Consider the following 22994-nt stretch of genomic DNA (forward strand, 5'->3'; position numbering starts at 1 on the left):
TGCCTGGCCCTCAACCCGGCACAAGGATGTCGCCATGCCCCTGCCCGAATCCGACCGCAGGCTGAACCTGCCCAGCCTGCTCGACGACCTGCTCGCCCAACAGCGTATCGCCCCGGCGGCCTGCCAACGCCTGCGCAACGTGCCGCACGACGGCCACCCCCTCGAATACCTCGCCAGCCAGCGCCTGGACGACCTGGGTCGCCCCGGCCAGGTGCTGGACCTGGAAACCCTGGGCCATTGGCTGGCGCAGCAAGCGGGCCAGCCCTGGTTGCGCCTCGATCCGCTGGATATCGATCTGGCGGGGATGACGGGATTGATGTCCGCTGCCTTCGCCCGCCGCCACGGCATTCTGGCGGTGGCCCAGGATCGCGACAGCGTCACCGTAGCCAGCGCCGAACCCTATGTGCGCGGCTGGGAGGCAGACCTGGCGCAAGTGCTCAAGCGCCCGGTCCGGCGGGTGATCGCCAGCCCGACGCGGATTCGTCAGCTCAGCGAGGACTTCTTCCGCCTGGCCCATTCGGTCCATGGCGCCAGCCACCTGGACATGCCGGCAACCAGCGGGAGCAATCTGGAACAACTGCTGGAACTGGGCGACGGCTCACCCGAAGCCGATGACGCGCACATCGTCAGCATCGTCGACTGGTTGCTGCAATACGCGTTCGAGCAGCGCGCCAGCGACATCCATCTCGAACCCCGTCGCGAGCAAGGCCGGCTGCGGCTGCGCATCGATGGTGTGCTGCACGACACCTACGCCTTCCCGCCCGCTGTCACACTGGCCATCACCAGCCGCCTGAAAACCCTGGGGCGCATGAACGTCGCGGAAAAGCGCCGCCCCCAGGACGGCCGGATCAAGACCCGCACCCTGGGTGGCGACGAAATAGAGCTGCGCCTCTCGACCTTGCCGACCACCTTCGGCGAGAAACTGGTGATCCGTATCTTCGATCCGCACCTGCTCGACCAGGACTTCCAGAGCCTCGGACTGGACGGCGATGAGCTGGCCCGCTGGCAGGCGATGCTGCAGCAGCCCAACGGCATCATCCTGGTGACCGGCCCGACCGGCTCGGGCAAGACCAGCACCCTCTACAGTGCCCTCAAGCAACTGGCGACGCCGAAGGTCAACGTCTGCACCCTGGAAGACCCCATCGAGATGATCGAACCGGCGTTCAACCAGACCCAGATCCAGCCGGGCATCGACCTCGGTTTTGCCAATGGTGTGCGCGCCCTGCTTCGCCAGGACCCGGACATCATCATGATCGGCGAGATCCGCGACCTGGAAACCGCACAGGTGGCCATCCAGGCCGCCCTGACCGGCCACCTGGTGCTCTCGACCCTGCACACCAACGACGCCTGCGGTGCCATCGGCCGGTTGCTGGAACTGGGGGTGGCGCACTACCTGATCAAGGCGACCCTGGCAGGTGTCGTGGCCCAGCGGCTGGCACGGACACTGTGCAGCGCCTGCAAGACACCGGGCCAGGCCAGTGCCACCGGCTGCAAGGAGTGTCGGCAGACGGGCTACCAGGGACGTACCGGCCTGTATGAGGTAATGACGATAAGCGCCGGGCTCAAGACGCTGATCGACGGAAATTGCGACCTTCAGGCGCTGCGCCAGCGGGCAAGGGCCGAGGGCATGCGCGATCTGCGGGAGAATGGGTTGCGCAAGGTCGCAGCGGGCGTAACCACGATGATCGAGGTGGAGCGGGTTTCGGCATAGTGCCATCAGGAACTAGTCCTTTGGCAACTGTCCAAGCACGGTGCTTTCGAGGGCCTCATCGCTGGCTTGCCAGCGATGAGGCCCTCACGGCGCCCCCAAAAAACCTGGAGCCACACCCATGCGTCGCCCTCTTGCCATCGCCTCCCTTACCCTGCTGACCCTCGCCTCGGCCTCCGCCATGGCCGACACCTTCTGGCGCAACGTGATTTCCTCGGGCGCGACCACCGCCTCGACGTACCTGACGTCCCGCGACCACAAGCTGGTGGCCGCCGCCCAGGATGACGCCGGCAGTTTCGTCGCCAGCGAAGGCGTGATCCGAGGTCCGTTCCTGGAAGCCGCCATGCGCCAGGCACGCGCAGAAAACCCGAGCCTGAACGCCACCGATATGGAACTGGCGAACGCCATCCTGGCGCGCAACAGCGCGATCACCGAGTAAGCCCCCAAGGGCGACCCGAGCCGGTCGCCCTTCTCCCCTCAGCGATAGTCCTCCACCGGCACGCAGGCGCAGAACAGGTTGCGATCGCCGTAGACGTTGTCCACGCGGTTCACCGCCGGCCAGTATTTGTGCGCCCGGGTGTGCGCCGTGGGCGCTACGCCCTGTTCGATGCTGTAGGGCCGCTCCCACGCGCCAAGCACGTCGGCGAGGGTGTGCGGCGCCCGCTTGAGCGGGTTGTCCTCGGCCGGCCAGTTGCCGTTCTGCACCTCGGAGATTTCCGCGCGGATGCTCAGCATCGCTTCGACGAAACGGTCCAGCTCAGCCTTCGGTTCGCTTTCGGTGGGTTCTACCATCAGGGTGCCCGGCACCGGGAACGACATGGTCGGCGCATGGAAGCCATAGTCCATCAGGCGTTTGGCGACATCCTCCTCGGTGATGCCGGTCAGGGCCTTGAGCGGGCGCAGGTCGAGGATGCATTCGTGGGCTACCCGTTCGTTGCGCCCGCGGTAGAGCACCGGGAAGGCTCCGCCCAGGCGCTGTGCCAGGTAGTTGGCCGACAGGATCGCCACCTCGCTGGCGTCGGCCAGTTGCGGCCCCATCATGGCGATGTACATCCAACTGATCGGCAGGATGCTCGCACTGCCCCAGGGCGCCGCGCTGACCGCGCTGTTCTGCGGGTCAGGCCCGGGCACCGGGATCACCGGGTGGCTGGCGACGAAGGGCGCCAGGTGCGCCTTGACGCCGATCGGCCCCATGCCCGGCCCGCCGCCCCCGTGGGGGATGCAGAAGGTCTTGTGCAGGTTCATGTGCGACACGTCGGCACCGATATCGGCGGGCCGTGCCAGACCGACCTGGGCGTTGAGGTTGGCGCCGTCCATGTAGACCTGGCCGCCATGGCGGTGGATGACCTCGCAGATCTCGCTGATACCCTCTTCGTATACTCCGTGGGTCGAGGGATAGGTCGCCATCAGGCAGGACAACCGCTCGCCGGCCTCCGCCGCCCGGGTCTTGAGGTCTTCCAGATCGACGTTGCCGGCGCTGTCACAGGCCACGATTACCACCTGCATGCCGGCCATCTGCGCCGATGCCGGGTTGGTGCCGTGGGCCGAAGCAGGGATCAGGCAGATGTCGCGCTGGCCCTGCTGGCGGCTGCGGTGGTACTTGGCGATCGCCAGCAGCCCGGCGTACTCGCCCTGGGCGCCGGAGTTGGGCTGCATGCAGATGGCGTCGAAGCCGGTGATCGCGCACAGCCAGCGCTCCAGCTCGTCGATCATCGCCTTGTAGCCCGTTGCCTGGGTTACCGGCGCGAACGGGTGCAGGTCGGCGAAGCCCGGCCAGGTGATGGGGATCATCTCGCTGCTGGCGTTTAGCTTCATGGTGCAGGAGCCCAGCGGGATCATCGACTGGTTGAGCGCCAGGTCCTTGTTCTCCAGCTGCTTGAGGTAACGCAGCATCTCGGTTTCGCTGTGATGCAGGTTGAACACCGGGTGGGTCAGGAAATCCGACTGACGCAGCAGCGACTCGGGGATGCCGGCGGGCAGTTCCTCACGGTCCAGGTCGTCGACCCGCAGGCCGTGATCGGCACCGAGGAAAATGTCGAACAGGCGCAGTACGGTGCTCTCGTCGCAGGTCTCGTCCAGGCTCACGCCCAGGTGTCCGCGGCCGAGGATGCGCAGGTTGATCTGCGCCGCTTCGGCACTCTGGATGATCGCGGTCTGAGTACCGCCCACCTCCAGGGTGAGGGTGTCGAAGAAGTGCCGGTTGAGGCGCTTGATCCCCCCGCGCTCAAGGCCAGCGGCGAGGATCACGGTGAGCCGGTGCACCCGCTGGGCAATCCGCCTCAGCCCCTGCGGGCCGTGGTAGACCGCGTAGAACCCGGCGATATTGGCCAGCAGCACCTGGGCGGTGCAGATATTCGAGTTGGCCTTCTCGCGGCGGATGTGTTGCTCACGGGTCTGCAGGGCCATGCGCAGCGCCAGACTGCCACGGGCATCCTTGGACACGCCGATGATGCGCCCGGGCATGGCCCGCTTGAAGTCGTCGCGACAGGCGAAATACGCCGCGTGCGGGCCACCATAGCCCATGGGCACGCCAAAGCGCTGGGTGGAGCCGAGCACCACGTCGGCGCCTTTCTCTCCCGGCGGCGACAACAGCACCAGGCTCAGCAGGTCGGCGGCGACGCAGGCGATCGCCTGCTGGCTATGCAGATGCCGGATGGTCGGACGCAGATCGTGCACGCCGCCATGGGTATTGGGGTATTGCAGCAGGGCGCCGAAGACTTCGTACTGGTCAAGGTTGTCCAGCGAGTCGACGATCAGCTCGAAGCCAAAGCCTTCAGCACGGGTCTGGAGCACCGAGAGGGTCTGCGGATGGCAATGCTCATCGGCGAAGAAACGGTTGCTGCGGGATTTGGCCACCCGCTTGGCCAGGGCCATGGCTTCGCCTGCGGCGGTGGCTTCGTCCAGCAGCGAAGCATTGGCCAGGTCCAGGCCGGTGAGGTCGATGACCATTTGTTGATAGTTCAACAAGGCTTCCAGCCGGCCTTGGGCGATCTCCGGCTGATACGGCGTGTAGGCGGTATACCAGCCAGGATTCTCCAGCACATTGCGCAAGATGACCGTGGGCGTGCGGGTGCCGTGGTAGCCCATGCCGATGAGGCTGGTCCACAACTGGTTCTGCTCGGCGTACTCGCGCAACCGGGCCAGGGCGGCCTGTTCATCCAGCGCCGGCGGCAGGTCGAGGGGGCGGTTGAGGCGAATACCGGGCGGTACGGTCTGCTCGATCAGCTCGGCACGACTGGCGACACCCAGGGCGTCGAGCATGGCTTGCTGTTCGGCGGCGTCGGGGCCGAGGTGGCGACGCAGAAAAGGATTGAGGTCTTGCAGTTGGCTGAGGGATGGCAACGACATAACGGCTCTCTCTTCCTGGACCAAGCCCCGAGTCAGCTCGGGGCTTATAGAGTCTAGGAAGGGATCGCCGATTGCGTGGGAAAAACTGCTATCGCGATTACTCGCCGATGGCAGCCTTGTAGCCTGCGGCGTCCAGCAGCTTGTCCAGTTCGGACGGGTTGGACGGCTTCAGCTTGAAGATCCACGATTCGTAGGGCTCTTCGTTGAGCAGCTCCGGGTTGTCGGCCAGCTCTTCGTTGACGGCGATCACTTCGCCGCCCACCGGGGCGTAGATGTCGGAGGCGGCCTTGACCGATTCCACAACGCCCGCTGCATCGCCCGCGGCGAAGACCTTGCCCACTTCCGCCAGTTCGACGAATACCACGTCACCCAGGGCTTCCTGGGCATGGTCACTGATACCGACGGTCACGGTACCATCGGCCTCCAGCCGTGCCCATTCATGGCTTTCGGCAAAACGCAGGTCGGCGGGAACATTGCTCATAGTTGTTTTTCCTCAACAGGTCAGCGGTCGGCCCGCCGGAATGAATTCAGATCAGGATCTTGCCGTGGCGCACGAACGTCGGCTTGACCACCCGCACCGGGTACCACTTGCCGCGGATCTCCACCTCGGCACGGTCGGCAGTCGCCATTGGAAGGCGCGCCAGTGCAATCGCCTTGCTCAGCGTAGGAGAGAAACTACCACTGGTAATCTCACCTTCGCCAATTTCCGCTACACGAACCACCTGGTGGGCACGCAGGACGCCGCGCTCTTCGAGCACCAGGCCCACCAGTTTCAATGAAATACCGCGCGCTTGCTCGGCCTCGAGTGCCTTTCTGCCCACGAAATCGCGGTCCTGCGGCTCCCAGGCGATGCTCCAGGCCAGGTTCGAGGTCAACGGCGAGTGCGTTTCGTCGATGTCGTTGCCGTACAGGTTCATGCCGGCCTCGAGACGCAGGGTGTCGCGTGCCCCCAGACCGCTCGGAGCGATGCCGGCGCCGACCAGGTCGTTGTAGAACGCCGGCGCCTGCAGCGCAGGCAGGATGATCTCCAGACCGTCCTCACCGGTGTAGCCGGTGCGGGCAATGAACCAGTCACCCTCGAAGCGACCTTCGAACGGCTTGAGCTCGCGGATCAGTTCGGCGCGGGCCGCGCTCAGCAGCTCTGCCACCTTCTCCCGCGCATGCGGCCCCTGAATGGCGAGGATCGCCAGTTCGGGACGCTCGCGGAACTGTACCTCGAACCCGCTCTTGTGTGCTTCGAGCCAGGCCAGGTCCTTGTCGCGGGTCGCGGCATTGACCACCAGGCGATAGCCGTCGTCGGTGCGGTAGACGATCAGATCGTCGATGACTCCACCGTCATCGTTCAGAAGCGTGCTGTACAGGGCCTTGCCGGTTTCGCCCAGACGGGCGACATCGTTGGCCAGCAGGTGGCGCAGCCATTCGGTGGCGTCGGCACCATTGATGTCGATCACCGTCATGTGCGACACGTCGAAGACTCCACAGTCGCGGCGCACCTGATGGTGCTCCTCGACCTGAGAGCCGTAATGCAGGGGCATATCCCAACCGCCAAAATCGACCATCTTGGCGCCAAGCGCCAGGTGCAGGTCATACAGAGGCGTACGCTGTCCCATGGGTTTCTCCTTCCGGGCGTGGCGAAGCTGCGACTGAAGGCAGCGTTCCTGCTACCCGGCCAGTGACCGGCCGCAGCGAATGCCGCGCATTGTATCCGCAAGGCGACCGGGTTACATCCTCAGTGGCTTTGACCGGGGTGCCGCGCCGAACGCCGTATCAGCCCGATGACCGGCAACAGCCCCACCAGCACCAGCGTCAGGGCCGGCAGCGAAGCCCGCGCCCACTCGCCCTCGCTGGTCATCTCGAAGATCCGCACCGCCAGCGTGTCCCAGCCGAACGGGCGCATCAGCAAGGTCGCCGGCATTTCCTTGAGCACATCGACGAACACCAGCAAGGCGGCGCTAAGGGCGCCGGGGACCAGCAGCGGGAAATACACTTTGAAAAACAATCGCGGGCCACTGGCACCGAGGCTGCGCCCCGCCTCTGGCAACGACGGACGGATGCGACCCAGGCTGTTTTCCAGCGGGCCGTAGGCCACAGCGATGAAACGCACCAGGTACGCCAACAGCAGCGCCGACACGCTACCCAGCAACAGCGGCTTGCCAGCGCCGCCCAACCAGCCGGACAGCGGTATCACCAGTTCACGGTCCAGGTAACTGAATGCCAGCATGATCGATACCGCCAGCACCGAGCCGGGCAAGGCGTAGCCGAGATTGGCCAGGCTGACCCCGGCGCGAATGCCGGGCGCCGAGGACTGACGCCGGGCGAACGCCAGCAGCATGGCCGCGCTGACTGTGATCAGTGCCGCCATGCCGCCGAGGTAGAGGGTGTGCAGGATCAGCGCGGCATAGCGCTCGTCCAGATCGAAGCGGCCGCGCTGCCAGAACCACGCCAGCAGTTGCAACACCGGTACCACGAAGGCGCAGGCGAACACCAGCAGGCACCAGCCGCTGGCCGCCAGTGCCTTGATCCCGCGCAGGTGATAGAGCGCCTTGCCTCGCGGGCGCTCGTTGCTGGCCCGCACCGCGCCACGGGCACGCCGCTCGCCGTACAGCACCAGCATCACCACCAGCAACAGCAGGCTGGCCAGTTGCGCGGCGCTGGGAAGGCTGAAGAAGCCGTACCAGGTCTTGTAGATGGCCGTGGTAAAGGTGTCGAAGTTGAACACCGAGACCGCGCCGAAGTCGGCCAGGGTCTCCATCAAGGCCAGCGCGACGCCCGCCAGAATCGCCGGCCGCGCCATGGGCAGGCCCACCCGCCAGAACGCCTGCAGTGGCGACTGGCCCAGCACCCGTGCCGCTTCCATCAGGCCCTTGCCCTGAGCCAGGAAGGCCGTGCGCGCCAGCAGGTAGACGTAGGGGTAGAACACCAGCACCAGGACAATGATCACCCCGCCGGTGGAGCGCACTCGCGGCAGGCGCATCGGCCCGAACCACTCACGCAGCAGGGTCTGCACCGGGCCGGAGAAGTCCAGCAGGCCGACGAACACGAAAGCCAGCACGTAGGCGGGAATCGCGAACGGCAGCATCAAGGCCCAGTCCAGCCAGCGCCGGCCGGGAAACTCGCAGAGGCTGGTGAGCCAGGCCAGACTCACCCCCAACAGGGTGACGCCGATACCCACGCCGAGCACCAGCGTCGCCGTGTTGCCCAGCAAACGGTTCATCTGGGTGTCGAGCAGGTGCGACCAGATCTGCACATCGACGCTCTGCCACGACAGCAGCAGCACGCTCAGCGGCAGCATCACCAGCGCGGCGATGGCGAAAACCAGGGGATACCAGCGGCGTTGGGCGGGGCGGGACACGGGTCAGATCTCGGGGAATAGAGTGTTTTGACGGCCTCATCGCTGGCAAGCGCAGAGCGTCAGGCTACTACGATCCGGTGGGAGCGGATTCACCGGAACGGCGGCGAAGCCGTCGTAAAGCCTGAATCCCCGGTCTGGCTGAGACACCCGGGATACCGGTTTGGGGCCGCGTCGCGGCCCTTCGCGGATGAATCCGCTCCCACAAGATCGCAAGCGGTGTAGACACCCAGGCAGCGATGAGGCCCTCAGAGGTGCCGCAAGGATAAGGCTTGAAACTCAGTTCCAGCCAGCGCGATCCATCAAGCGAATCGCTTCAGCCTGACGCTTGCCGGCCACTTCCACCGGCAGGCTGTCGGCCTTGAAGCTGCCCCAGGCCGCTACTTCCTCGGATGGCGCGACTTTCGGGTTGGCCGGGAATTCCTGGTTGATACCGGCGAACATCTTCTGCGCTTCCTCGCCGGTCATCCATTCGACCAGCGCCTTGGCCGCTTCCGGATGCGGGGCGTGCCTGGTCAGGCCGATGCCCGAGAGATTGACGTGAACGCCACGGTCGCCCTGGTTGGGCCAGAACAGCTTGACCGGCAGTTTCGGGTCTTGCTGGTGCAGGCGGCCGTAGTAGTAGGTGTTGACGATGCCGACGTCGCACTGGCCGGCGGCGATGGCATGGATTACCGCGTTGTCGTCGGAGAACACGTCGGTGGACAGGTTGTTGACCCAGCCCTTGACCAACGCTTCGGTCTTCTCGGCGCCATGGGTTTCGATCATGGTGGCGGTCAGCGACTGGTTGTAGACCTTCTTCGCCGTGCGCAGGCACAGGCGGCCTTCCCATTGCTTGTCGGCCAGCGCCTCGTAGGTGCTCAGCTCTTCGGGCTTGACCCGGTCGGTGGAGTAGACGATGGTCCGCGCCCGCAGGCTCAGGCCGGTCCAGTCATGGGAAGACGCGCGGTACTGCGGCGGAATGTTGGCATCGATCACCGGCGACTTGATGGGCTGCAGGATACCCATCTGCTCGGCCTGCCAGAGGTTGCCGGCGTCGACGGTCAGCAGCAGGTCGGCCACGCCGTTCTCGCCCTCGGCCTTGATGCGCTGCATCAGCGGCGCTTCCTTGTCGGTGATGAACTTGATCTTCACGCCGGTCTTGGCGGTGTAGGCGTCGAACACCGGTTTGATCAGCTCATCGATGCGCGAGGAATACACCACCACCTCGTCCGCCGCCTGGGCAACGCCGCTGAACAGGGTGAGAGTCAGGGCAGCCAGTAAGTGCTTGCGTGGCGACATCGGTAGCGCTCCTCGGGAAGTCAAATGAGGCGCAAATGGTAGTTAATGTCATTTGGCATCACAAACCGAACGACCCGCCGAGGCGTTACCAGATGTTGCGGGCGATTCGGCCAGCGTCAGAGCTTCGCCAGCTCCGGCAGATCACCACTCAGGCCCAGCGCCTGACGCACGAACAACGCCTTGGCTTCGGGCATCTGCTCGACCCACTTCAGACCGCTGTTGCGCAGCCAGCGCAAAGGCAACGGATCGGCCTGGAACAGACGCTCGAAACCTTCCATGGCCGCCATCAGCGCCAGGTTGTGAGGCATGCGCCGGCGCTCGAAGCGGCTCAGAACCTTCACGTCGGCCAGGCGCTCGCCGCGCTCGTAGGCCCGTTGCAGTTCTTCGGCCAGGACGGCGGCATCCAGGAAGCCCAGGTTGACGCCCTGCCCCGCCAGCGGGTGGATGGTATGGGCCGCATCGCCGATCAGTGCCAGACCTTCGGCCACGTAGCGCTTGGCATGGCGCTGACGCAAGGGTACGCAGAGCCGCGGATCGGCCTGAAGCACCTTGCCGAGACGACCTTCGAAGGCTCGCTCCAGCGCAGCCAGGAACGCCTCTTCAGGCAGCTCCATGAGTTTCTCGGCCTGCTCTGGCGTGGTGGACCAGACGATCGAACACCAGTCCTGCCTGCCATCGCGCAGCAGCGGCAGGAACGCCAGCGGCCCTTCGTCGGTGAAGCGCTGCCACGCCGTCCCCTGATGCGGCTCGGCGCAGCGCACGCTGGTGACGATCGCATGATGCAGGTAATCCCATTCGCGGGTTTCGCAGCCGGTCAGGCGGCGCACCGCCGAGTTGGCGCCGTCGGCGGCGATCACCAGCGGCGCCCGCAGGTGACGGCCATCGGCCAGGGTCAGCAGCCACTCGTCGCCGGAGCGGCGCATGCGCTCGAGCCGGGCGTTGGCCAACAGACCGATCTCGCTATCGTGCAGACGGTCCAGCAGGCCGTCCTGCACCACGCGGTTCTCGACGATATGGCCAAGCACCTCGGCGTGCACACTGGCGGCGGAGAAATGGATCTGCCCGGTGCCGCTACCGTCCCAGACATGCATGTCCGAGTAGGGGCTGACACGCCGTTCGGCAATGCCCTGCCAGGCACCGAGCCGGTCAAGGATACGCTGGCTGGCCGCCGACAGGGCGCTGACCCGGGGTTCGAACGGCGCATCGCCATCGAAGCGCTGCACCGACATCGGGCTGCCATCCAGCAGGAGGATTTCCAGGCCACTGTGCTGCAAGGCCAGTGCCAGGGCGCTGCCGACCATACCGGCACCGACAATCAACAGATCCGCGCGCATGTCCATGCTTCAAGCCTGTTCCGCGTAAGAGAAAAGAGGGGTCATGCCTTGCCCTGGAGATCAGGGCGGGTGCCGAGGCCCATGGCCTGGCGGGCGAACCAGCGCTTGGCCGGCGGCAACAGGTCGAGACCGAGCAGGCCGAGGTTGCGGCCGGTGGCGATCAACGGCTGCGCGGTGCCGAACAGGCGGGTGACCTTGTCGGAGAAACCGACGGTGAGGTCCTGGTCGAGGCGCTGGCGTTCGCGATAGACCCGCAGCGTCGCGAAGTCGCCCGGCACCTGCGGCCCGGCCAGCAGGCCGTCAGCCAGCGACTGCACGTCGCGCAGCGACAGGTTGAAGCCCTGCCCGGCAATCGGATGCAGGCTGTGGGCGGCGTTGCCCAGCACCACCAGGTGTGGGCGGACCTGTTCCTGGGCTTCCACCAGCGACAGCGGGTACAGGTGCCTTGCGCCAACCTGGCGCAAGGCGCCGAGGCGATAGCCGAAGACACTTTGAAGTTCGGCGAGGAAGCTGCGCTCATCCAGCTCGGCAAGCCGCCTGGCGTCCATCCCGGCACGGGTCCAGACCAGCGCACAGCGGTTTTCCGGCAGCGGCAGCAGGGCCATCGGGCCTTCGTCGGTGAAGCGTTCGAAGGCCTGGCCGCAGTGGGCCTCGCTCGGAGTGATATTGGCGATCAGCGCGCTCTGGTGGTACGGGCGCTGGCTGACGTGGATGCCCAACTGCTCGCGCAGGCCCGAACGACCGCCATCGGCGAGTACGGCCAGATCGCAGTCCAGTACCGTGTCGTCGTTGAGGGACAGGCGGTAACCGTCGCCCAGTGGCTGCATCGCGGTCACTTCCGCCGGACAGCGCCAGCTCACCACGTCGGCATCGAGGCCCTGCCACAGGCACTGACCGAGCCAGGCGTTTTCCACCACATAGCCCAGGGCCGGAACGCCTTCTTCCAGCGCATCGAGCCGGGTCGCACCGAAGCGGCCACGGTCGGAGACCTGAATCTGCCGGATCGGCTCGGCGCGGCGACTGATGGCCTGCCACATACCGAGGCGCTCGTAGATCTGCCGGGTGCCGAACGACAGCGCGGAGGAACGTGCGTCGTAGCTGGGCTGATAGCTGTCGCCGGGGGCGAAGGGCTCGATCAGCAGGATCTTCCAGCCGCGGGCGCGAGCGCCGGCCTGCAGGGCCAACGCCAGGCTGGCGCCCACCAGGCCGCCACCGATGATTGCCAGATTGACCCGGCTCATGCGGCCTGGCTTCTCGCGGCGGCCATCAGGGCCTCGATCTCGGCGACCGTCTTCGGCACGCCGCTGGTGAGGATTTCACAACCTTGTCTGGTGACCACTACGTCGTCCTCGATCCGTACGCCAATGCCGCGCCATTTCTTCGCGACGTTCGGGTTGTCGGCGCCAATGTAGATACCCGGTTCGACCGTCAGGGCCATGCCCGGTTCGAGCACGCGCCATTGACCGCCGACCTTGTACTCGCCGACATCATGTACATCCATGCCCAGCCAGTGTCCGGCGCGGTGCATGTAGAAGGCCCGGTAGGCCTCGCTTTCGATCAGTTCGCTGACCTCGCCCTTGAGCAGCCCCAGCTCCACCAGGCCTTCGGTGATCACTTGCACCGTGGCCTCGTGGGCGTGGTTCCAGTGCTTGCCCGGCGCGATGACGGCAAAAGCCGCTTCCTGCGCCTTGAGCACCAGTTCGTAGATCGCTTTCTGCTCCGCCGAGAACTGCCCGCTGACCGGGAAGGTGCGGGTGATGTCGCTGGCGTAGCAGTCGATCTCGCAACCGGCATCGATCAGCACCAGGTCGCCGTCTTTCAACGGTGCGTCGTTCTGCTGGTAATGCAGGATGCAGCCGTTGCGCCCGGCGGCGACGATCGACCCGTAGGCCGGCATCTTCGCCCCGCCCTTGCGGAACTCGTAGTCCAGCTCGGCTTCCAGGCTGTACTCGTGAAGGCCGGCACGGCAGGCCTGCATGGCCCGCACATGGGCACGGGCGGAAATCTCCGCGGCCTCGCGCATGACCTTCACTTCCGCCGCTGATTTATACAGGCGCATGTCGTGCAGCAGATGATCCAGGGCAACGAATTCGTTCGGCGGCGATGCCCCCAGACGCGCCTTGGAGCGGATCACGTTGATCCACTCCATCAGCCGACGGTCGAATTCAGGGTTGCTGCCCATGGCCGAGTAGACCCGGTCGCGGCCTTCGATCAGGCCGGGAAGGATGTCGTCGATATCGCTGATGGGGAACGCGTCGTCGGCACCGAAGTCACGGACCGCACCGTCCTGGCCGGCGCGCAGGCCATCCCATTGCTCACGCTCGGGGTTGCGTTCGCGGCAGAACAGCACGTACTCGCCGTGCTCGCGTCCGGGAATCAGGGCGATCACCGCTTCGGGCTCGGGGAAGCCGCTGAGGTACTGGAAGTCGCTGTCCTGGCGATAGACATGCTCGACGTCGCGGTTGCGGATGGCCACCGCGGCCGCCGGCAGGATGGCGATGCTGTTGGGTTCCATCTGCGCCATCAGCGCCTTGCGGCGCCGGGCGTATTCCGCTTTCGGGATATGGGTGGTTGCCACGGGGAACCCCTGTTCGGCCTCAGTGCAAGGAAGGTTTGGCAGCGGTGGCGACCGGCTTGGCCAGCTCCGTGTAGAGCAGCAGCGGCGCAACGCGCAGGTACTCCATCACTTCCATATAGTCGCTTTCGCCGTCTTCGGATTCTTCCAGGGCGTCCTGGACTTGCGAAATAGCGGTAAGGTCTTGCAGTACTTCCCTGGCCTCGTCGCTCAGGTCCAGGCCACCGGAGTTCAGGCCGAAACCGGTCAGGAAGCCCTGGCACCACTGGCCCAGCGCACCGGCGCGCTCGGTCAGCGACTGGTCGTCGCCCGGCAGCAGCAGGACGATGGTGATGTCTTCGCCGGTCAGTTCACCCTTGACCATTTCCTGCAGGCCGATCAAAGCATTGCGAACGTTGTCTACCGGCTCGGTTTCCAGAACGTTGGCGGCGTCGGCGAGCCAGGCGTCGGCGTCGAACCCGGCACCGGCGCAACTGCGACCCAGCAGCAGGCCGTGCAATTCGGCGGGAGAAACGGGGTGACCGTTGCTGTTGAGCAGGGTGGCGAAAGCGGTGTACGGCGATTGGGTATTGGACATGGCAACTAGGCGCCAGACGGCGCAATGACTAGAATGAAGGCCTTGTATCCTAGCACCGGCAGGCGCGCCAAGACCATCGACGCGGCATTTGCGGCGCGTGCGGCGCATCGGGCTCAAGTAGTCAAGCAGTCACAGTCAGACCGAATCGGGTGGCGAGCAATGCAAGAAAACGAGCTGCAAACGCTGAAGAGCCGGCTCGAACTGCTGATTGAGCGGGTCGAGCAACTAAAACGGCAAAACGCACTCCTATCCGGGCAGGAAAAGTCCTGGCGCGAGGAGCGCGCTCACCTCATCGAAAAAAACGAAATCGCGCGACAGAAAGTCGAATCGATGATTTCGCGGCTCAAGGCCCTGGAGCAAGACTCATGAGTTCAACCAACAGCGTCACCGTGCAGATCCTCGACAAAGAGTATTCGATCATCTGCCCGCCGGAAGAGCGCAGCAACCTGATCAGCGCAGCGCGCTACCTCGACGGCAAGATGCGTGAGATCCGCAGCAGCGGCAAAGTGATCGGCGCCGACCGCATCGCCGTAATGGCCGCACTGAACATCACCCACGACCTGCTGCACAACCAGGAGCGCCCGGACGCCCAGAGCGGCGGCGCCACCCGTGAGCAGGTCCGCGAGTTGCTCGATCGCGTCGACCAGGCCCTGGCCGACGACGCGGATACAAAAGCCAACTGAGTTTCTGTATACTCCCGCCCACTCCCTGGAGTGCTTGCCAGTCGGTCATGTCCCTGAGCCGATACGCACAACCACGGGGGTTGCACGTTGGGGCAGGTGTGCATGTCCGCTTGACGGAAAGCCTTAACGCCCCCTGCAATCTCCACCTTGAACTCTCGGGTTCAAGGGCTACACCGACAGCGGTTCATCCGGGGAGCCTGCTTTCATTTGTTCGCGCCCTCTCCCTTCGCGCGAACATTCGCGACGTCAAACGTGACGCTCGCTCAAAGGGGTAGTAAGTGCCATGACCGACACCGCGCCGCTCACCCGCCCCCAACTCCGACGCCTGCTACGCAATGCCCGCCGCGCCCTCAGTCCGGCCGAGCAACGCCAGGCCGCCCGTGGCCTGTACCGGCAACTGGCGCAGCATCCGCTGTTCCGCCGAGCCCGCCACATTGCCCTGTACCTGCCCAACGACAGCGAGATCGACCCGCGCCTGCTGCTGCGCGAGGCCCAGCGCCGGGGCAAGCGCACCTATCTGCCGGTCCTGCATGCCTGGCCGCGGACCAAGATGGCCTTCCAGCGCTTCGACCAGGGTGAAAAACTGCGGCCCAACCGCTTCCGCATTCCCGAGCCGCGCATCAGCCAGGCGCGGCAACGCCCGGTCTGGGCGCTGGACCTGATCCTGCTGCCGCTGGTGGGCTTCGATGAAGTAGGCGGCCGCCTGGGAATGGGCGGTGGCTTCTATGACCGCAGCCTGGCGTATCAGGCCCGGCGCAAGGCGTGGAAGAAACCCCTGCTGCTGGGGTTGGCCCACGAATGCCAGAAGGTGGAACGACTGGCTCAGGCCAGCTGGGACGTGCCGCTACAGGGCACCGTGTCGGATAGAAGCTGGTATCTGGCGCACTGACAGGCGCCACGGAATCAGCGCTGAGCGGTGTTCACCGGCGCTTGCTGATAGGCGATTTCGGCTTTGCGTTCCCAGAAGCTTTGGGCGTAACCGGTGGTGACGACACCCAGACCAAATACAAAAACGAGAATCCAGAGCAGGTCCGGTTTGCGATTCATCGATTGCCCCCCTAAGGCAAACTGATCACGATGTCCGCGACGGTTCTTTTTATAGGCCGTGCAGCAGCGTCAAGCTTAAAATTGGCGCATTTTCCGACAACACTCTTCCACAATCAAATGTTGACGTCAGCCGGTCGTCGGTTTGATGCAACAGGTTGTTTCAGCGAATGACAGGAGCTGAACCCATGGCCTACTGGCTGATGAAATCCGAACCCGACGAACTCTCGATCAGCGATCTGGCACGGCTCGGCGAGGCCCGCTGGGACGGGGTGCGCAACTATCAGGCGCGCAATTTCATCCGGGCGATGGCCGAAGGCGACGAATTCTTCTTCTACCACTCCAGTTGCCCCGAGCCAGGCATCGCTGGCATCGCCCGGATCAGCAAGGCCGCTTATCCCGACCCCACCGCCCTCGATCCGCAAAGCCACTATCACGACGCCAAGGCCAGCGCCGAGAAAAATCCCTGGAGCGCAGTGGATGTCGCCCACGTGCAAACCTTCCCCAAAGTGCTTGGACTCGGCTACCTGAAGCAGCAGGCCGCACTGGATGAACTGCCGCTGGTACAGAAAGGCAGTCGCCTGTCTGTGATGCCGGTCACAGCCGAACAGTGGGCGGCGATACTCAATCTCCGCTGATCCGCGTAGGATCGGGGCTCATTTGACGCGAATCAAACCGCCAGGGCAGGCGGGACGTCACACTCTGACGTGTCAGCAGCAGGAGCTATTCGATGAGCCAACACACTCCCAGGATTTTCGCCGGCGCACTGCTCGTGCTGCTGGCGGCCGCAGGTGGCCTGGGCTACTGGAAATCCCTGCATGACCGCCTGCCGGAAGGCCTGGCGATGGGCAACGGGCGGCTCGAAGCCACCGAAGTGCAGATTGCCAGCAAAGTCCCGGGGCGCCTTGCCGAAGTCCTGGTGGATGAAGGCGACAAGGTCACCCGCGGCCAGTTGCTCGCCCGTATCGACAACCGCACCCTCGAAGCCCAGCGCACCCAGGCCGAGGCCGAAGTGGCCCGTGCCCGGGAGAACTACGCCGCCGCCCAGGCCACGGTGCAACTGCGCCAGAGCGAGCAACTGCTGGCCAGCCAGGAGTTGAAGCGGATCCGCGAGATGTTCCAGCGCAAGTACGCCAGCCAGCAGTTGCTCGACCAGCAACAGGCGCGCTTCGACACCAGCAACTCCGCGGTGGTCGCCGCCAAGGCGCAACTGGCCGCGATCAATGCCGCCATCGGCGCGGCGCAGGCCCAGGTGGCGCAACTGGCCAGCGAAATCGACGACAGCAGCCTGCGCGCGCCCCTCGACGGCGTGATCCAGTTGCGCCTGGCCGAGCCCGGCGAAGTGCTCGGTGCCGGCGGCCGAGTCTTGTTGCTGATCGACCCCAGCGACCAGTACATGAACCTCTACCTGCCCGCCTCCACCGCCGGACGCCTGACCATTGGCGACGAGGCAAGGATCGTCCTCGACGCTCTGCCCGACCAGGCGCTGCCGGCAAAGATCAGCTTCGTCGCCGCCAAGGCACAGTTCACCCCCAAACAGGTGGAAACCCGTGACGAGCGGCAGAAGCTGGTGTTCCGGGTCAAACTGCGCCTGACCGCGCCCGATGCCGTGCCCCAGGCCAAACCCGGCATGCCCGGCGCCGGTTATGTGCGCACCGCCACCGTGGACTGGCCGGCCAACCTGCAATGAACGGCGCGGCCCTGCAGGCCCGGGGCATCCATCATCGCTATGGCGATCTGGAGGCCCTGCGCGACATCAGCTTCGAACTGCCCGCCGGCACCCGCTGCGGCCTGATCGGCCCGGACGGCGCCGGCAAATCCTCGCTGCTCGGCCTGATCGCCGGGGTCAAGCGCCTGCAAGAGGGCGAACTGGACGTGCTCGGCGGCCCGATCCGCAAGCGTTCGCACCGCGCCAGCCTCTACCCTCGTATCGCCTTCATGCCCCAAGGCCTGGGTGGCAACCTATACCCGGAGCTGTCGATCAGCGAAAACATCCGTTTTTTCGCCACGCTGTTCGGCCTGTCCCGCGCCGAATGCGAAGCGCGCATGCGCACCCTGCTCGACGCCACCGACCTCGCCCGTTTCGCCGAGCGCCCGGCAGGCAAGCTGTCTGGCGGCATGAAGCAGAAACTCGGGCTGTGCTGCGCGCTGATCCACGAACCTGACCTGCTGATCCTCGACGAGCCCACCACCGGCGTCGACCCGCTGTCACGACGGCGCTTCTGGGAACTGGTGGAGCAGGTGCGCCAGCAGCGCCCGCAACTGACCTTGCTGGTGGCCACGGCATACATGGAGGAAGCCGAACAGTTCGAGCACTGCCTGATGCTCGACCAGGGCCGGCTGATTGCCGCCGGCCCCAGCAGCGAACTGGCCGCCGTCACACCGTCCGGCAAGCTGGACGAGGCCTTCACTCACTTCCAGGGCGACGCCGGGCACAACGCCGAGCCGCTGCAGATCCCGCCCCGGGATGCCAGCGACACCCCCATCGCCATCGAGGCCCACGAACTCACCCTGCGCTTCGGCGACTTCACGGCGGTGAACAAGGTCAGCTTCGCCATCGGCCGTGGTGAGATTTTCGGCTTCCTCGGCTCCAACGGCTGCGGCAAGACCACCACCATGAAAGTCCTCACCGGCCTGATGCCGGCCAGCGAGGGCAGCGCCACCCTGCTCGGCCGCCCGGTGGACGCCGGCGACCTGGCGACACGCAAGCGGGTCGGCTTCATGTCGCAGAGTTTTTCGCTGTACGGCGAACTCAGCGTGCGGCAGAACCTGGAACTGCACGCCCGGCTGTTCGACCTCAAGCCCGCCGACAGCACCCCGCGTATCGCCGAGCTGATCGAGCGCTTCGACCTGGGCTCCGTGGCCGAACAGCAATCCGGTGCCCTTCCGCTGGGTCTGCGCCAGCGTCTTTCACTGGCAGTGGCGGTTCTGCACCGGCCGGAGGTGCTGATCCTCGACGAACCCACCTCCGGCGTCGACCCGGCCGCCCGTGACGATTTCTGGCGACTGCTGATCGAGCTGTCGCGGGAACAGAGCGTGACCATCTTCCTCTCCACCCATTTCATGAACGAAGCCCTGCGCTGCGACCGCATCTCGCTGATGCACGCCGGCAAGGTGCTGGCCTGCGACACCCCGGCGGCGCTGCAGCGGTACTACGGCGGCGAGACCCTGGAAGATGCCTTCGTGACCTGCCTGGAACAGGCCCAGGGCAGCACCCCGCAAGCCCCGGCTGCGACCATCGACTCTCCCGCCGCCCCGGCCAGCCCGCCACCCCGCCGGGGCTTCAGCCTGATCCGGCTGATCGCCGTGGCCAGCCGCGAAGGCAAGGAACTGCTGCGGGACAAGGTGCGCCTGGCCTTCGCCCTGCTCGGCGCACTGTTCATGATGGTGATCTTCGGCTTCGGCATTTCCCTGGATGTGGAAAACCTCGCGTTCGCCGTCTACGACCAGGACCAGAGCCCGCAGAGCCGCGCCTACCTCGAAGCCTTCCGCGGCTCGCGCTACTTTGCCGAACAGCCGCCGATCCACGACCCGGCGCAGTTGCACCAGCGCCTGCAACGCTCGGAGATCAAGCTGGCCCTGGAAATACCGCCAGGCTTCGGCCGCGACCTGCTGGCCGGGCGTCAGCCGGTGGTCGCCGCCTGGCTCGATGGCGGCATGCCGTTTCGCGCCGAGACCAGCCGCAACTACGTCGAGGCCGTGCATCAGGCCAACCTCGAACAACTGGCAGCGCTGAGCAGCCCGGCGCAATCGCGGCAGGCCGCGGTGAAACTGGAGACGCGCTTTCGCTACAACCAGGACGTGATCAGCGTGAACGCCATCGGCCCCGGCGTGATGGCGCTGATCCTCGCCTTCATCCCGGCCATGCTCACTGCGCTGGGCATCGTCCGCGAAAAAGAACTGGGCTCCATCACCAACTTCTACGCCACGCCGCTGACCCGCCTGGAATTCCTGCTGGGCAAGCAGGCGCCGTACCTGGCGGTGAGCCTGGTAAACCTGGCGTTGCTGGTGGCGATGAACCGCTGGCTGTTCGGCGTTCCCTTCAAGGGCAGCGCCCTGGCCCTGGCCTGCGGCGGTATTTTGTACCTGCTGGCGACCACCAGCCTGGGCCTGCTGATCTCGGCGTTCACCCGTACCCAGATTGCCGCGATCCTCGGCACCATGATTCTTACCAGCCTGCCGACCATCCAGTTTTCCGGGCTGATCGTGCCGCGTTCGTCCCTGGACGGTTCGGCGGCGCTGATGGGTCAGTTGTTCCCCGCCGGCTATTTCCTCGACATCGCTGTCGGCACCTTCACCAAGGCGCTGGACCTGCGCGAACTGTGGCCGCAGTGCCTGGCGTTGCTGGGCTTCTTTGCCGCCTTCACCGGGCTGAGCCTGGTCATGCTGAAGAAACAGGAGGCCTGATGCAGCGACTGGCACATACCCTGCGCCTGGGCCTGAAAGAGCTGACCAGCCTGCGCCACGACAGCGTCCTGTTGCTGTTTCTGCTCTACGCCTTCAGCGTGGCGATCTACATGCCGGCGGCGGGCTCGGTGATCGGCGTGCACAACGCCAGTGTCGCGGTGGTCGACGAAGACCACAGCCTGGTTTCACGTAAACTCGCCGAAGCGCTGCAGCCGCCGGAGTTCCAGCCCGCCGTGCCACTGAGCTACGAGCGCATGGACCCGAGCCTGGACAGCGGCCTGTTCACCTTCGTCATCAACATCCCGGTCAATTTCCACAGCGACCTGCTGGCCGGACGCTCGCCGGAAATCCAGATCAACGTCGACGCAACGGCCATGAGCCAGGCCTTCATGGGCGCCGGCTACATCGGACGGATCTTCGAGCGCGAGCTGCTGGACTACGCCAGCCCCGCCGGCAGCGCCAGCCGCAGCCCGGCGCTGCTGGAGCCACGGGCGCTGTTCAACCCGAACCTGGAAGGCGGCTGGTTCCTGGCGGTGATCCAGATCGTCAACAACATCACCATCCTGGCGATCATCCTCACCGGTACCGCGCTGCTGCGCGAACGCGAGCACGGCACCCTCGACCATCTGCTGGTGCTGCCGCTGACGGCGCTGGAAATCATGCTGGCGAAAATCGGCAGCAACGCCCTGGTGGTGGTGCTGTGCACCTGGGTGTCGCTGGAGGTGGTGGTGAAGGGCGCGCTGGGTGTGCCGCTGGCCGGCTCGCTGCCGCTGTTCCTGGCAGTGACAGCACTGTATCTGTTCGCCAGTACGGCGCTGGGGATCTTTCTCGCGACCCTGGCGAAGTCGACGCCGCAGTTCGGCCTGCTGGCGATCCCGGTGATCATCCCGATGCTGTTGCTCTCGGGTGGCAGTACGCCGCTGGACAGCATGCCGCAGTGGCTGCAATGGGTGATGCAGTTGTCGCCCTCGACCCACTTCGTCAGCCTGGGCGCCGCGATTCTGTTCCGCGACGCCGGGGCTTCGGTGGTCTGGCCAGACCTGCTGGCCCTGACAGCGATCGGCCTGGCGTTCTTCGCGATCGCCCTGGCGCGGTTCCGCCGCAGCCTGACCTCGTGATTACTGGACGATCAGGTTGTTGAACAGCAGGTCTTCGACGACCGGACGGCCTTCTTCGTTTTCCAGTACCTGCTGAACCTGCTTCAGGGCTTCCTGACGCAGTTTTTCCTTGGCTTCGACGTTGCTCATGGCGTCCAGGGTCTGCTGGGTGAACAGCGCGACCAACTGGTTGCGGATCAACGGCTCGTGGTGCTTGACCGCGGCAGCATCGGCATCGCCCTCGACCTTCAGCGCCACATCGGCCTTGTACACCCGCAGCCGCGGGCCACCATCGAGGGCATAGTTGCCAACGAAGGGCGGGGTCAGGCTGATATAGGAAACCTTGGGCGCTGCAGCCTCTTCCTTTTCTTCGGCCATGGCAGCCGCTGGCAGCATCAGCGCCAGTACCATCAAGATCCACGCTTTCACGAATTCGCTCCTCAAACAGTTGGCGCCAGCATACCCAGCCCACCGGCCAAACCCAAGCCCGGGCTTATGCCCGACCATTCAGCCCAGGCCATGCTCGTTGACCTGGCACCTTGCACACCTGTACTTATCGGCCACCACCCGCAAAGGAATAGCCCCGATGAAAGCCGTGTTGTGCAAAGCCCATGGTCCGGCCAGCGACCTGGTACTGGAAGACGTCACCAGCCCGACGCCGAAGAAGAACGAGATCCTGCTGGACGTGCATGCGGCCAGCGTCAACTTCCCCGACACCCTGATCATCCAGGGCAAGTACCAGTTCCAGCCGCCGCTGCCGTTTTCGCCCGGTGGCGAGGCTGCCGGCGTAGTGGCCGCTGCGGGCGAACACGCCGGCGCGTTCAAACCGGGCGACCGGGTCATGGCCCTGACCGGCTGGGGCAGCTTCGCCGAGCAGGTGGCGGTTCCGGCCTACAACGTATTGCCGATCCCCGAGGGCATGGACTTCACCACCGCGTCGGCCTTCGGCATGACCTACGGCACCTCGATGCACGCCCTGCGCCAGCGTGGCCAGTTGCAGCCTGGCGAAACGCTGCTGGTGCTCGGCGCCTCCGGTGGCGTGGGCCTGGCGGCCGTGGAGATCGGCAAGGCCATGGGCGCAAAAGTGATTGCCGCGGCCAGCAGCGCCGAGAAGCTGGAAACCGCCAGGGCTGCGGGCGCGGACGAACTGATCGACTACAGCCAGCACAGCCTCAAGGACGAGATCAAGCGCCTGACCGGCGGCAAGGGTGTGGACGTGATCTACGATCCGGTGGGCGGTGACCTGTTCGACCAGGCGGTGCGCGGCCTGGCCTGGAATGGCCGGTTGCTGGTGGTGGGCTTTGCCAGCGGGCGGATTCCGGAGCTGCCGGCCAACCTGGTGCTGCTCAAGGGTGCGGCGGTGCTTGGGGTGTTCTGGGGCTCGTTCGCCCAGCGTCAGCCGGCAGACAATGCGGCGAACTTCCAGCAACTGTTCGCCTGGTTTGCCGAGGGCAAGCTCAAGCCACTGGTGTCGAAGACCTATCCATTGGCGGAGGCGGGAGTGGCGATTGGGGAATTGGCGGGGCGCAAGGCAGTGGGCAAGCTGGTGGTGACGGTCAGGTAGAAGGCCATCGCTGGCAAGGCGTGAACT

The 22994-nt window shown here is 65.4% G+C and carries 21 protein-coding genes and 1 other RNA gene; 11 read left to right on the top strand and 11 right to left on the bottom strand.

Going from position 1 to position 22994, the window contains the following annotated elements:
- Positions 1 to 34: 34 nt before the first annotated feature.
- Together AC05QJ_RS30930 and AC05QJ_RS30935 are read left to right on the top strand one after the other, a co-directional pair.
- The gene (locus AC05QJ_RS30930) at positions 35 to 1711 is read left to right on the top strand and encodes a GspE/PulE family protein (protein ID WP_476744953.1); all 1677 of its coding nucleotides are present in this window, start codon (positions 35 to 37) and stop codon (positions 1709 to 1711) included.
- Between the two features lie 118 nt (positions 1712 to 1829).
- Positions 1830 to 2147 (top strand): DUF2388 domain-containing protein, encoded by a 318-nt coding sequence (locus AC05QJ_RS30935; RefSeq protein WP_476744954.1) that lies wholly within the window; start codon positions 1830 to 1832, stop codon positions 2145 to 2147.
- Positions 2148 to 2185: 38 nt separating this feature from the next.
- Here the strand turns inward: AC05QJ_RS30935 and gcvP are convergent, their stop codons facing one another.
- The 9 genes from gcvP to AC05QJ_RS30980 form a co-directional block, all read right to left on the bottom strand.
- Entirely contained in the window at positions 2186 to 5056 is a 2871-nt protein-coding gene (gene gcvP / locus AC05QJ_RS30940; RefSeq protein WP_476744955.1) for an aminomethyl-transferring glycine dehydrogenase, read from the bottom strand.
- A 97-nt stretch (positions 5057 to 5153) separates the two neighbouring features.
- Positions 5154 to 5537, bottom strand: coding sequence for a glycine cleavage system protein GcvH (gcvH, locus tag AC05QJ_RS30945; protein WP_476744956.1), 384 nt, complete (start codon positions 5535 to 5537; stop codon positions 5154 to 5156).
- A gap of 46 nt (positions 5538 to 5583) precedes the next feature.
- Entirely contained in the window at positions 5584 to 6666 is a 1083-nt protein-coding gene (gene gcvT / locus AC05QJ_RS30950) for a glycine cleavage system aminomethyltransferase GcvT (protein WP_476744957.1), read from the bottom strand.
- Between the two features lie 119 nt (positions 6667 to 6785).
- Positions 6786 to 8408 (bottom strand): ABC transporter permease, encoded by a 1623-nt coding sequence (locus tag AC05QJ_RS30955; RefSeq protein ID WP_476744958.1) that lies wholly within the window; start codon positions 8406 to 8408, stop codon positions 6786 to 6788.
- A 276-nt stretch (positions 8409 to 8684) separates the two neighbouring features.
- Positions 8685 to 9686: an extracellular solute-binding protein gene (locus AC05QJ_RS30960; protein ID WP_476744959.1), complete on the bottom strand. Its 1002-nt coding sequence runs from the start codon at positions 9684 to 9686 to the stop codon at positions 8685 to 8687.
- A gap of 116 nt (positions 9687 to 9802) precedes the next feature.
- A complete protein-coding gene (locus AC05QJ_RS30965) occupies positions 9803 to 11020 on the bottom strand; it encodes a 2-octaprenyl-3-methyl-6-methoxy-1,4-benzoquinol hydroxylase (RefSeq protein WP_476748044.1) in 1218 nt (405 codons plus the stop codon).
- A gap of 41 nt (positions 11021 to 11061) precedes the next feature.
- A complete protein-coding gene (gene ubiH, locus AC05QJ_RS30970; protein ID WP_476744960.1) occupies positions 11062 to 12261 on the bottom strand; it encodes a 2-octaprenyl-6-methoxyphenyl hydroxylase in 1200 nt (399 codons plus the stop codon).
- Positions 12258 to 13598 carry a Xaa-Pro aminopeptidase gene (gene pepP / locus AC05QJ_RS30975; protein ID WP_476744961.1) on the bottom strand — a complete coding sequence of 447 codons (1341 nt, stop codon included), beginning with the start codon at positions 13596 to 13598 and terminating at the stop codon, positions 12258 to 12260. The genes ubiH and pepP overlap by 4 nt, the downstream gene beginning before the upstream one ends.
- Positions 13599 to 13617: 19 nt before the next feature.
- Complete coding sequence (locus AC05QJ_RS30980) at positions 13618 to 14172, bottom strand: YecA/YgfB family protein (RefSeq protein ID WP_476744962.1); 555 nt, start codon at positions 14170 to 14172, stop codon at positions 13618 to 13620.
- Positions 14173 to 14331: 159 nt separating this feature from the next.
- Here AC05QJ_RS30980 and AC05QJ_RS30985 point away from each other — a divergent pair, with 159 nt between their 5' ends.
- The 4 genes from AC05QJ_RS30985 (at position 14332) to AC05QJ_RS31000 (ending at position 15744) form a co-directional block, all read left to right on the top strand.
- On the top strand, positions 14332 to 14541 hold the full coding sequence (locus AC05QJ_RS30985) for a TIGR02449 family protein (protein WP_476744963.1): 210 nt from the start codon (positions 14332 to 14334) through the stop codon (positions 14539 to 14541).
- On the top strand, positions 14538 to 14855 hold the full coding sequence (locus AC05QJ_RS30990; RefSeq protein WP_476744965.1) for a cell division protein ZapA: 318 nt from the start codon (positions 14538 to 14540) through the stop codon (positions 14853 to 14855). Before AC05QJ_RS30985 ends, AC05QJ_RS30990 begins: the two co-directional genes overlap by 4 nt.
- 19 nt (positions 14856 to 14874) lie before the next feature.
- Positions 14875 to 15054, top strand: a non-coding RNA gene (gene ssrS, locus AC05QJ_RS30995) — 6S RNA.
- Between the two features lie 84 nt (positions 15055 to 15138).
- Positions 15139 to 15744, top strand: coding sequence for a 5-formyltetrahydrofolate cyclo-ligase (locus tag AC05QJ_RS31000; protein ID WP_476744966.1), 606 nt, complete (start codon positions 15139 to 15141; stop codon positions 15742 to 15744).
- A gap of 14 nt (positions 15745 to 15758) precedes the next feature.
- Here the strand turns inward: AC05QJ_RS31000 and AC05QJ_RS31005 are convergent, their stop codons facing one another.
- Entirely contained in the window at positions 15759 to 15902 is a 144-nt protein-coding gene (locus tag AC05QJ_RS31005) for a hypothetical protein (protein WP_476744967.1), read from the bottom strand.
- A gap of 185 nt (positions 15903 to 16087) precedes the next feature.
- Here AC05QJ_RS31005 and AC05QJ_RS31010 point away from each other — a divergent pair, with 185 nt between their 5' ends.
- From AC05QJ_RS31010 to AC05QJ_RS31025, 4 genes are all read left to right on the top strand, one after another.
- Entirely contained in the window at positions 16088 to 16537 is a 450-nt protein-coding gene (locus AC05QJ_RS31010) for an EVE domain-containing protein (protein WP_476744968.1), read from the top strand.
- Positions 16538 to 16629: 92 nt separating this feature from the next.
- Entirely contained in the window at positions 16630 to 17589 is a 960-nt protein-coding gene (locus AC05QJ_RS31015) for an HlyD family secretion protein (protein WP_476744969.1), read from the top strand.
- Positions 17586 to 20306, top strand: coding sequence for a ribosome-associated ATPase/putative transporter RbbA (gene rbbA / locus AC05QJ_RS31020; RefSeq protein ID WP_476744970.1), 2721 nt, complete (start codon positions 17586 to 17588; stop codon positions 20304 to 20306). The genes AC05QJ_RS31015 and rbbA overlap by 4 nt, the downstream gene beginning before the upstream one ends.
- Positions 20306 to 21424 carry an ABC transporter permease gene (locus AC05QJ_RS31025; RefSeq protein ID WP_476744971.1) on the top strand — a complete coding sequence of 373 codons (1119 nt, stop codon included), beginning with the start codon at positions 20306 to 20308 and terminating at the stop codon, positions 21422 to 21424. The genes rbbA and AC05QJ_RS31025 overlap by 1 nt, the downstream gene beginning before the upstream one ends.
- Here the strand turns inward: AC05QJ_RS31025 and AC05QJ_RS31030 are convergent, their stop codons facing one another.
- Positions 21425 to 21832 (bottom strand): flagellar basal body-associated protein FliL, encoded by a 408-nt coding sequence (locus AC05QJ_RS31030; RefSeq protein WP_476744972.1) that lies wholly within the window; start codon positions 21830 to 21832, stop codon positions 21425 to 21427. It lies immediately after the preceding gene.
- Between the two features lie 157 nt (positions 21833 to 21989).
- On the opposite strand from AC05QJ_RS31030, the gene AC05QJ_RS31035 reads away from it, so the two are divergent.
- The gene (locus AC05QJ_RS31035) at positions 21990 to 22967 is read left to right on the top strand and encodes an NADPH:quinone oxidoreductase family protein (protein WP_476744973.1); all 978 of its coding nucleotides are present in this window, start codon (positions 21990 to 21992) and stop codon (positions 22965 to 22967) included.
- The last annotated feature ends 27 nt before the right edge of the window (positions 22968 to 22994 follow it).

It is taken from the genome of Pseudomonas sp. TUM25319 (assembly GCF_056388475.1).

Coding starts and splice junctions, on each gene's coding strand:
- AC05QJ_RS30930 (WP_476744953.1), top strand. CDS start 35: ATGCCCCTGCCCGAATCCGACCGCAGGCTGAACCTGCCCAGCCTGCTC.
- AC05QJ_RS30935 (WP_476744954.1), top strand. CDS start 1,830: ATGCGTCGCCCTCTTGCCATCGCCTCCCTTACCCTGCTGACCCTCGCC.
- gcvP (WP_476744955.1), bottom strand. CDS start 5,056: ATGTCGTTGCCATCCCTCAGCCAACTGCAAGACCTCAATCCTTTTCTG.
- gcvH (WP_476744956.1), bottom strand. CDS start 5,537: ATGAGCAATGTTCCCGCCGACCTGCGTTTTGCCGAAAGCCATGAATGG.
- gcvT (WP_476744957.1), bottom strand. CDS start 6,666: ATGGGACAGCGTACGCCTCTGTATGACCTGCACCTGGCGCTTGGCGCC.
- AC05QJ_RS30960 (WP_476744959.1), bottom strand. CDS start 9,686: ATGTCGCCACGCAAGCACTTACTGGCTGCCCTGACTCTCACCCTGTTC.
- AC05QJ_RS30965 (WP_476748044.1), bottom strand. CDS start 11,020: ATGCGCGCGGATCTGTTGATTGTCGGTGCCGGTATGGTCGGCAGCGCC.
- ubiH (WP_476744960.1), bottom strand. CDS start 12,261: ATGAGCCGGGTCAATCTGGCAATCATCGGTGGCGGCCTGGTGGGCGCC.
- AC05QJ_RS30980 (WP_476744962.1), bottom strand. CDS start 14,172: ATGTCCAATACCCAATCGCCGTACACCGCTTTCGCCACCCTGCTCAAC.
- AC05QJ_RS30985 (WP_476744963.1), top strand. CDS start 14,332: ATGCAAGAAAACGAGCTGCAAACGCTGAAGAGCCGGCTCGAACTGCTG.
- AC05QJ_RS30990 (WP_476744965.1), top strand. CDS start 14,538: ATGAGTTCAACCAACAGCGTCACCGTGCAGATCCTCGACAAAGAGTAT.
- AC05QJ_RS31000 (WP_476744966.1), top strand. CDS start 15,139: ATGACCGACACCGCGCCGCTCACCCGCCCCCAACTCCGACGCCTGCTA.
- AC05QJ_RS31005 (WP_476744967.1), bottom strand. CDS start 15,902: ATGAATCGCAAACCGGACCTGCTCTGGATTCTCGTTTTTGTATTTGGT.
- AC05QJ_RS31010 (WP_476744968.1), top strand. CDS start 16,088: ATGGCCTACTGGCTGATGAAATCCGAACCCGACGAACTCTCGATCAGC.
- AC05QJ_RS31015 (WP_476744969.1), top strand. CDS start 16,630: ATGAGCCAACACACTCCCAGGATTTTCGCCGGCGCACTGCTCGTGCTG.
- rbbA (WP_476744970.1), top strand. CDS start 17,586: ATGAACGGCGCGGCCCTGCAGGCCCGGGGCATCCATCATCGCTATGGC.
- AC05QJ_RS31025 (WP_476744971.1), top strand. CDS start 20,306: ATGCAGCGACTGGCACATACCCTGCGCCTGGGCCTGAAAGAGCTGACC.
- AC05QJ_RS31035 (WP_476744973.1), top strand. CDS start 21,990: ATGAAAGCCGTGTTGTGCAAAGCCCATGGTCCGGCCAGCGACCTGGTA.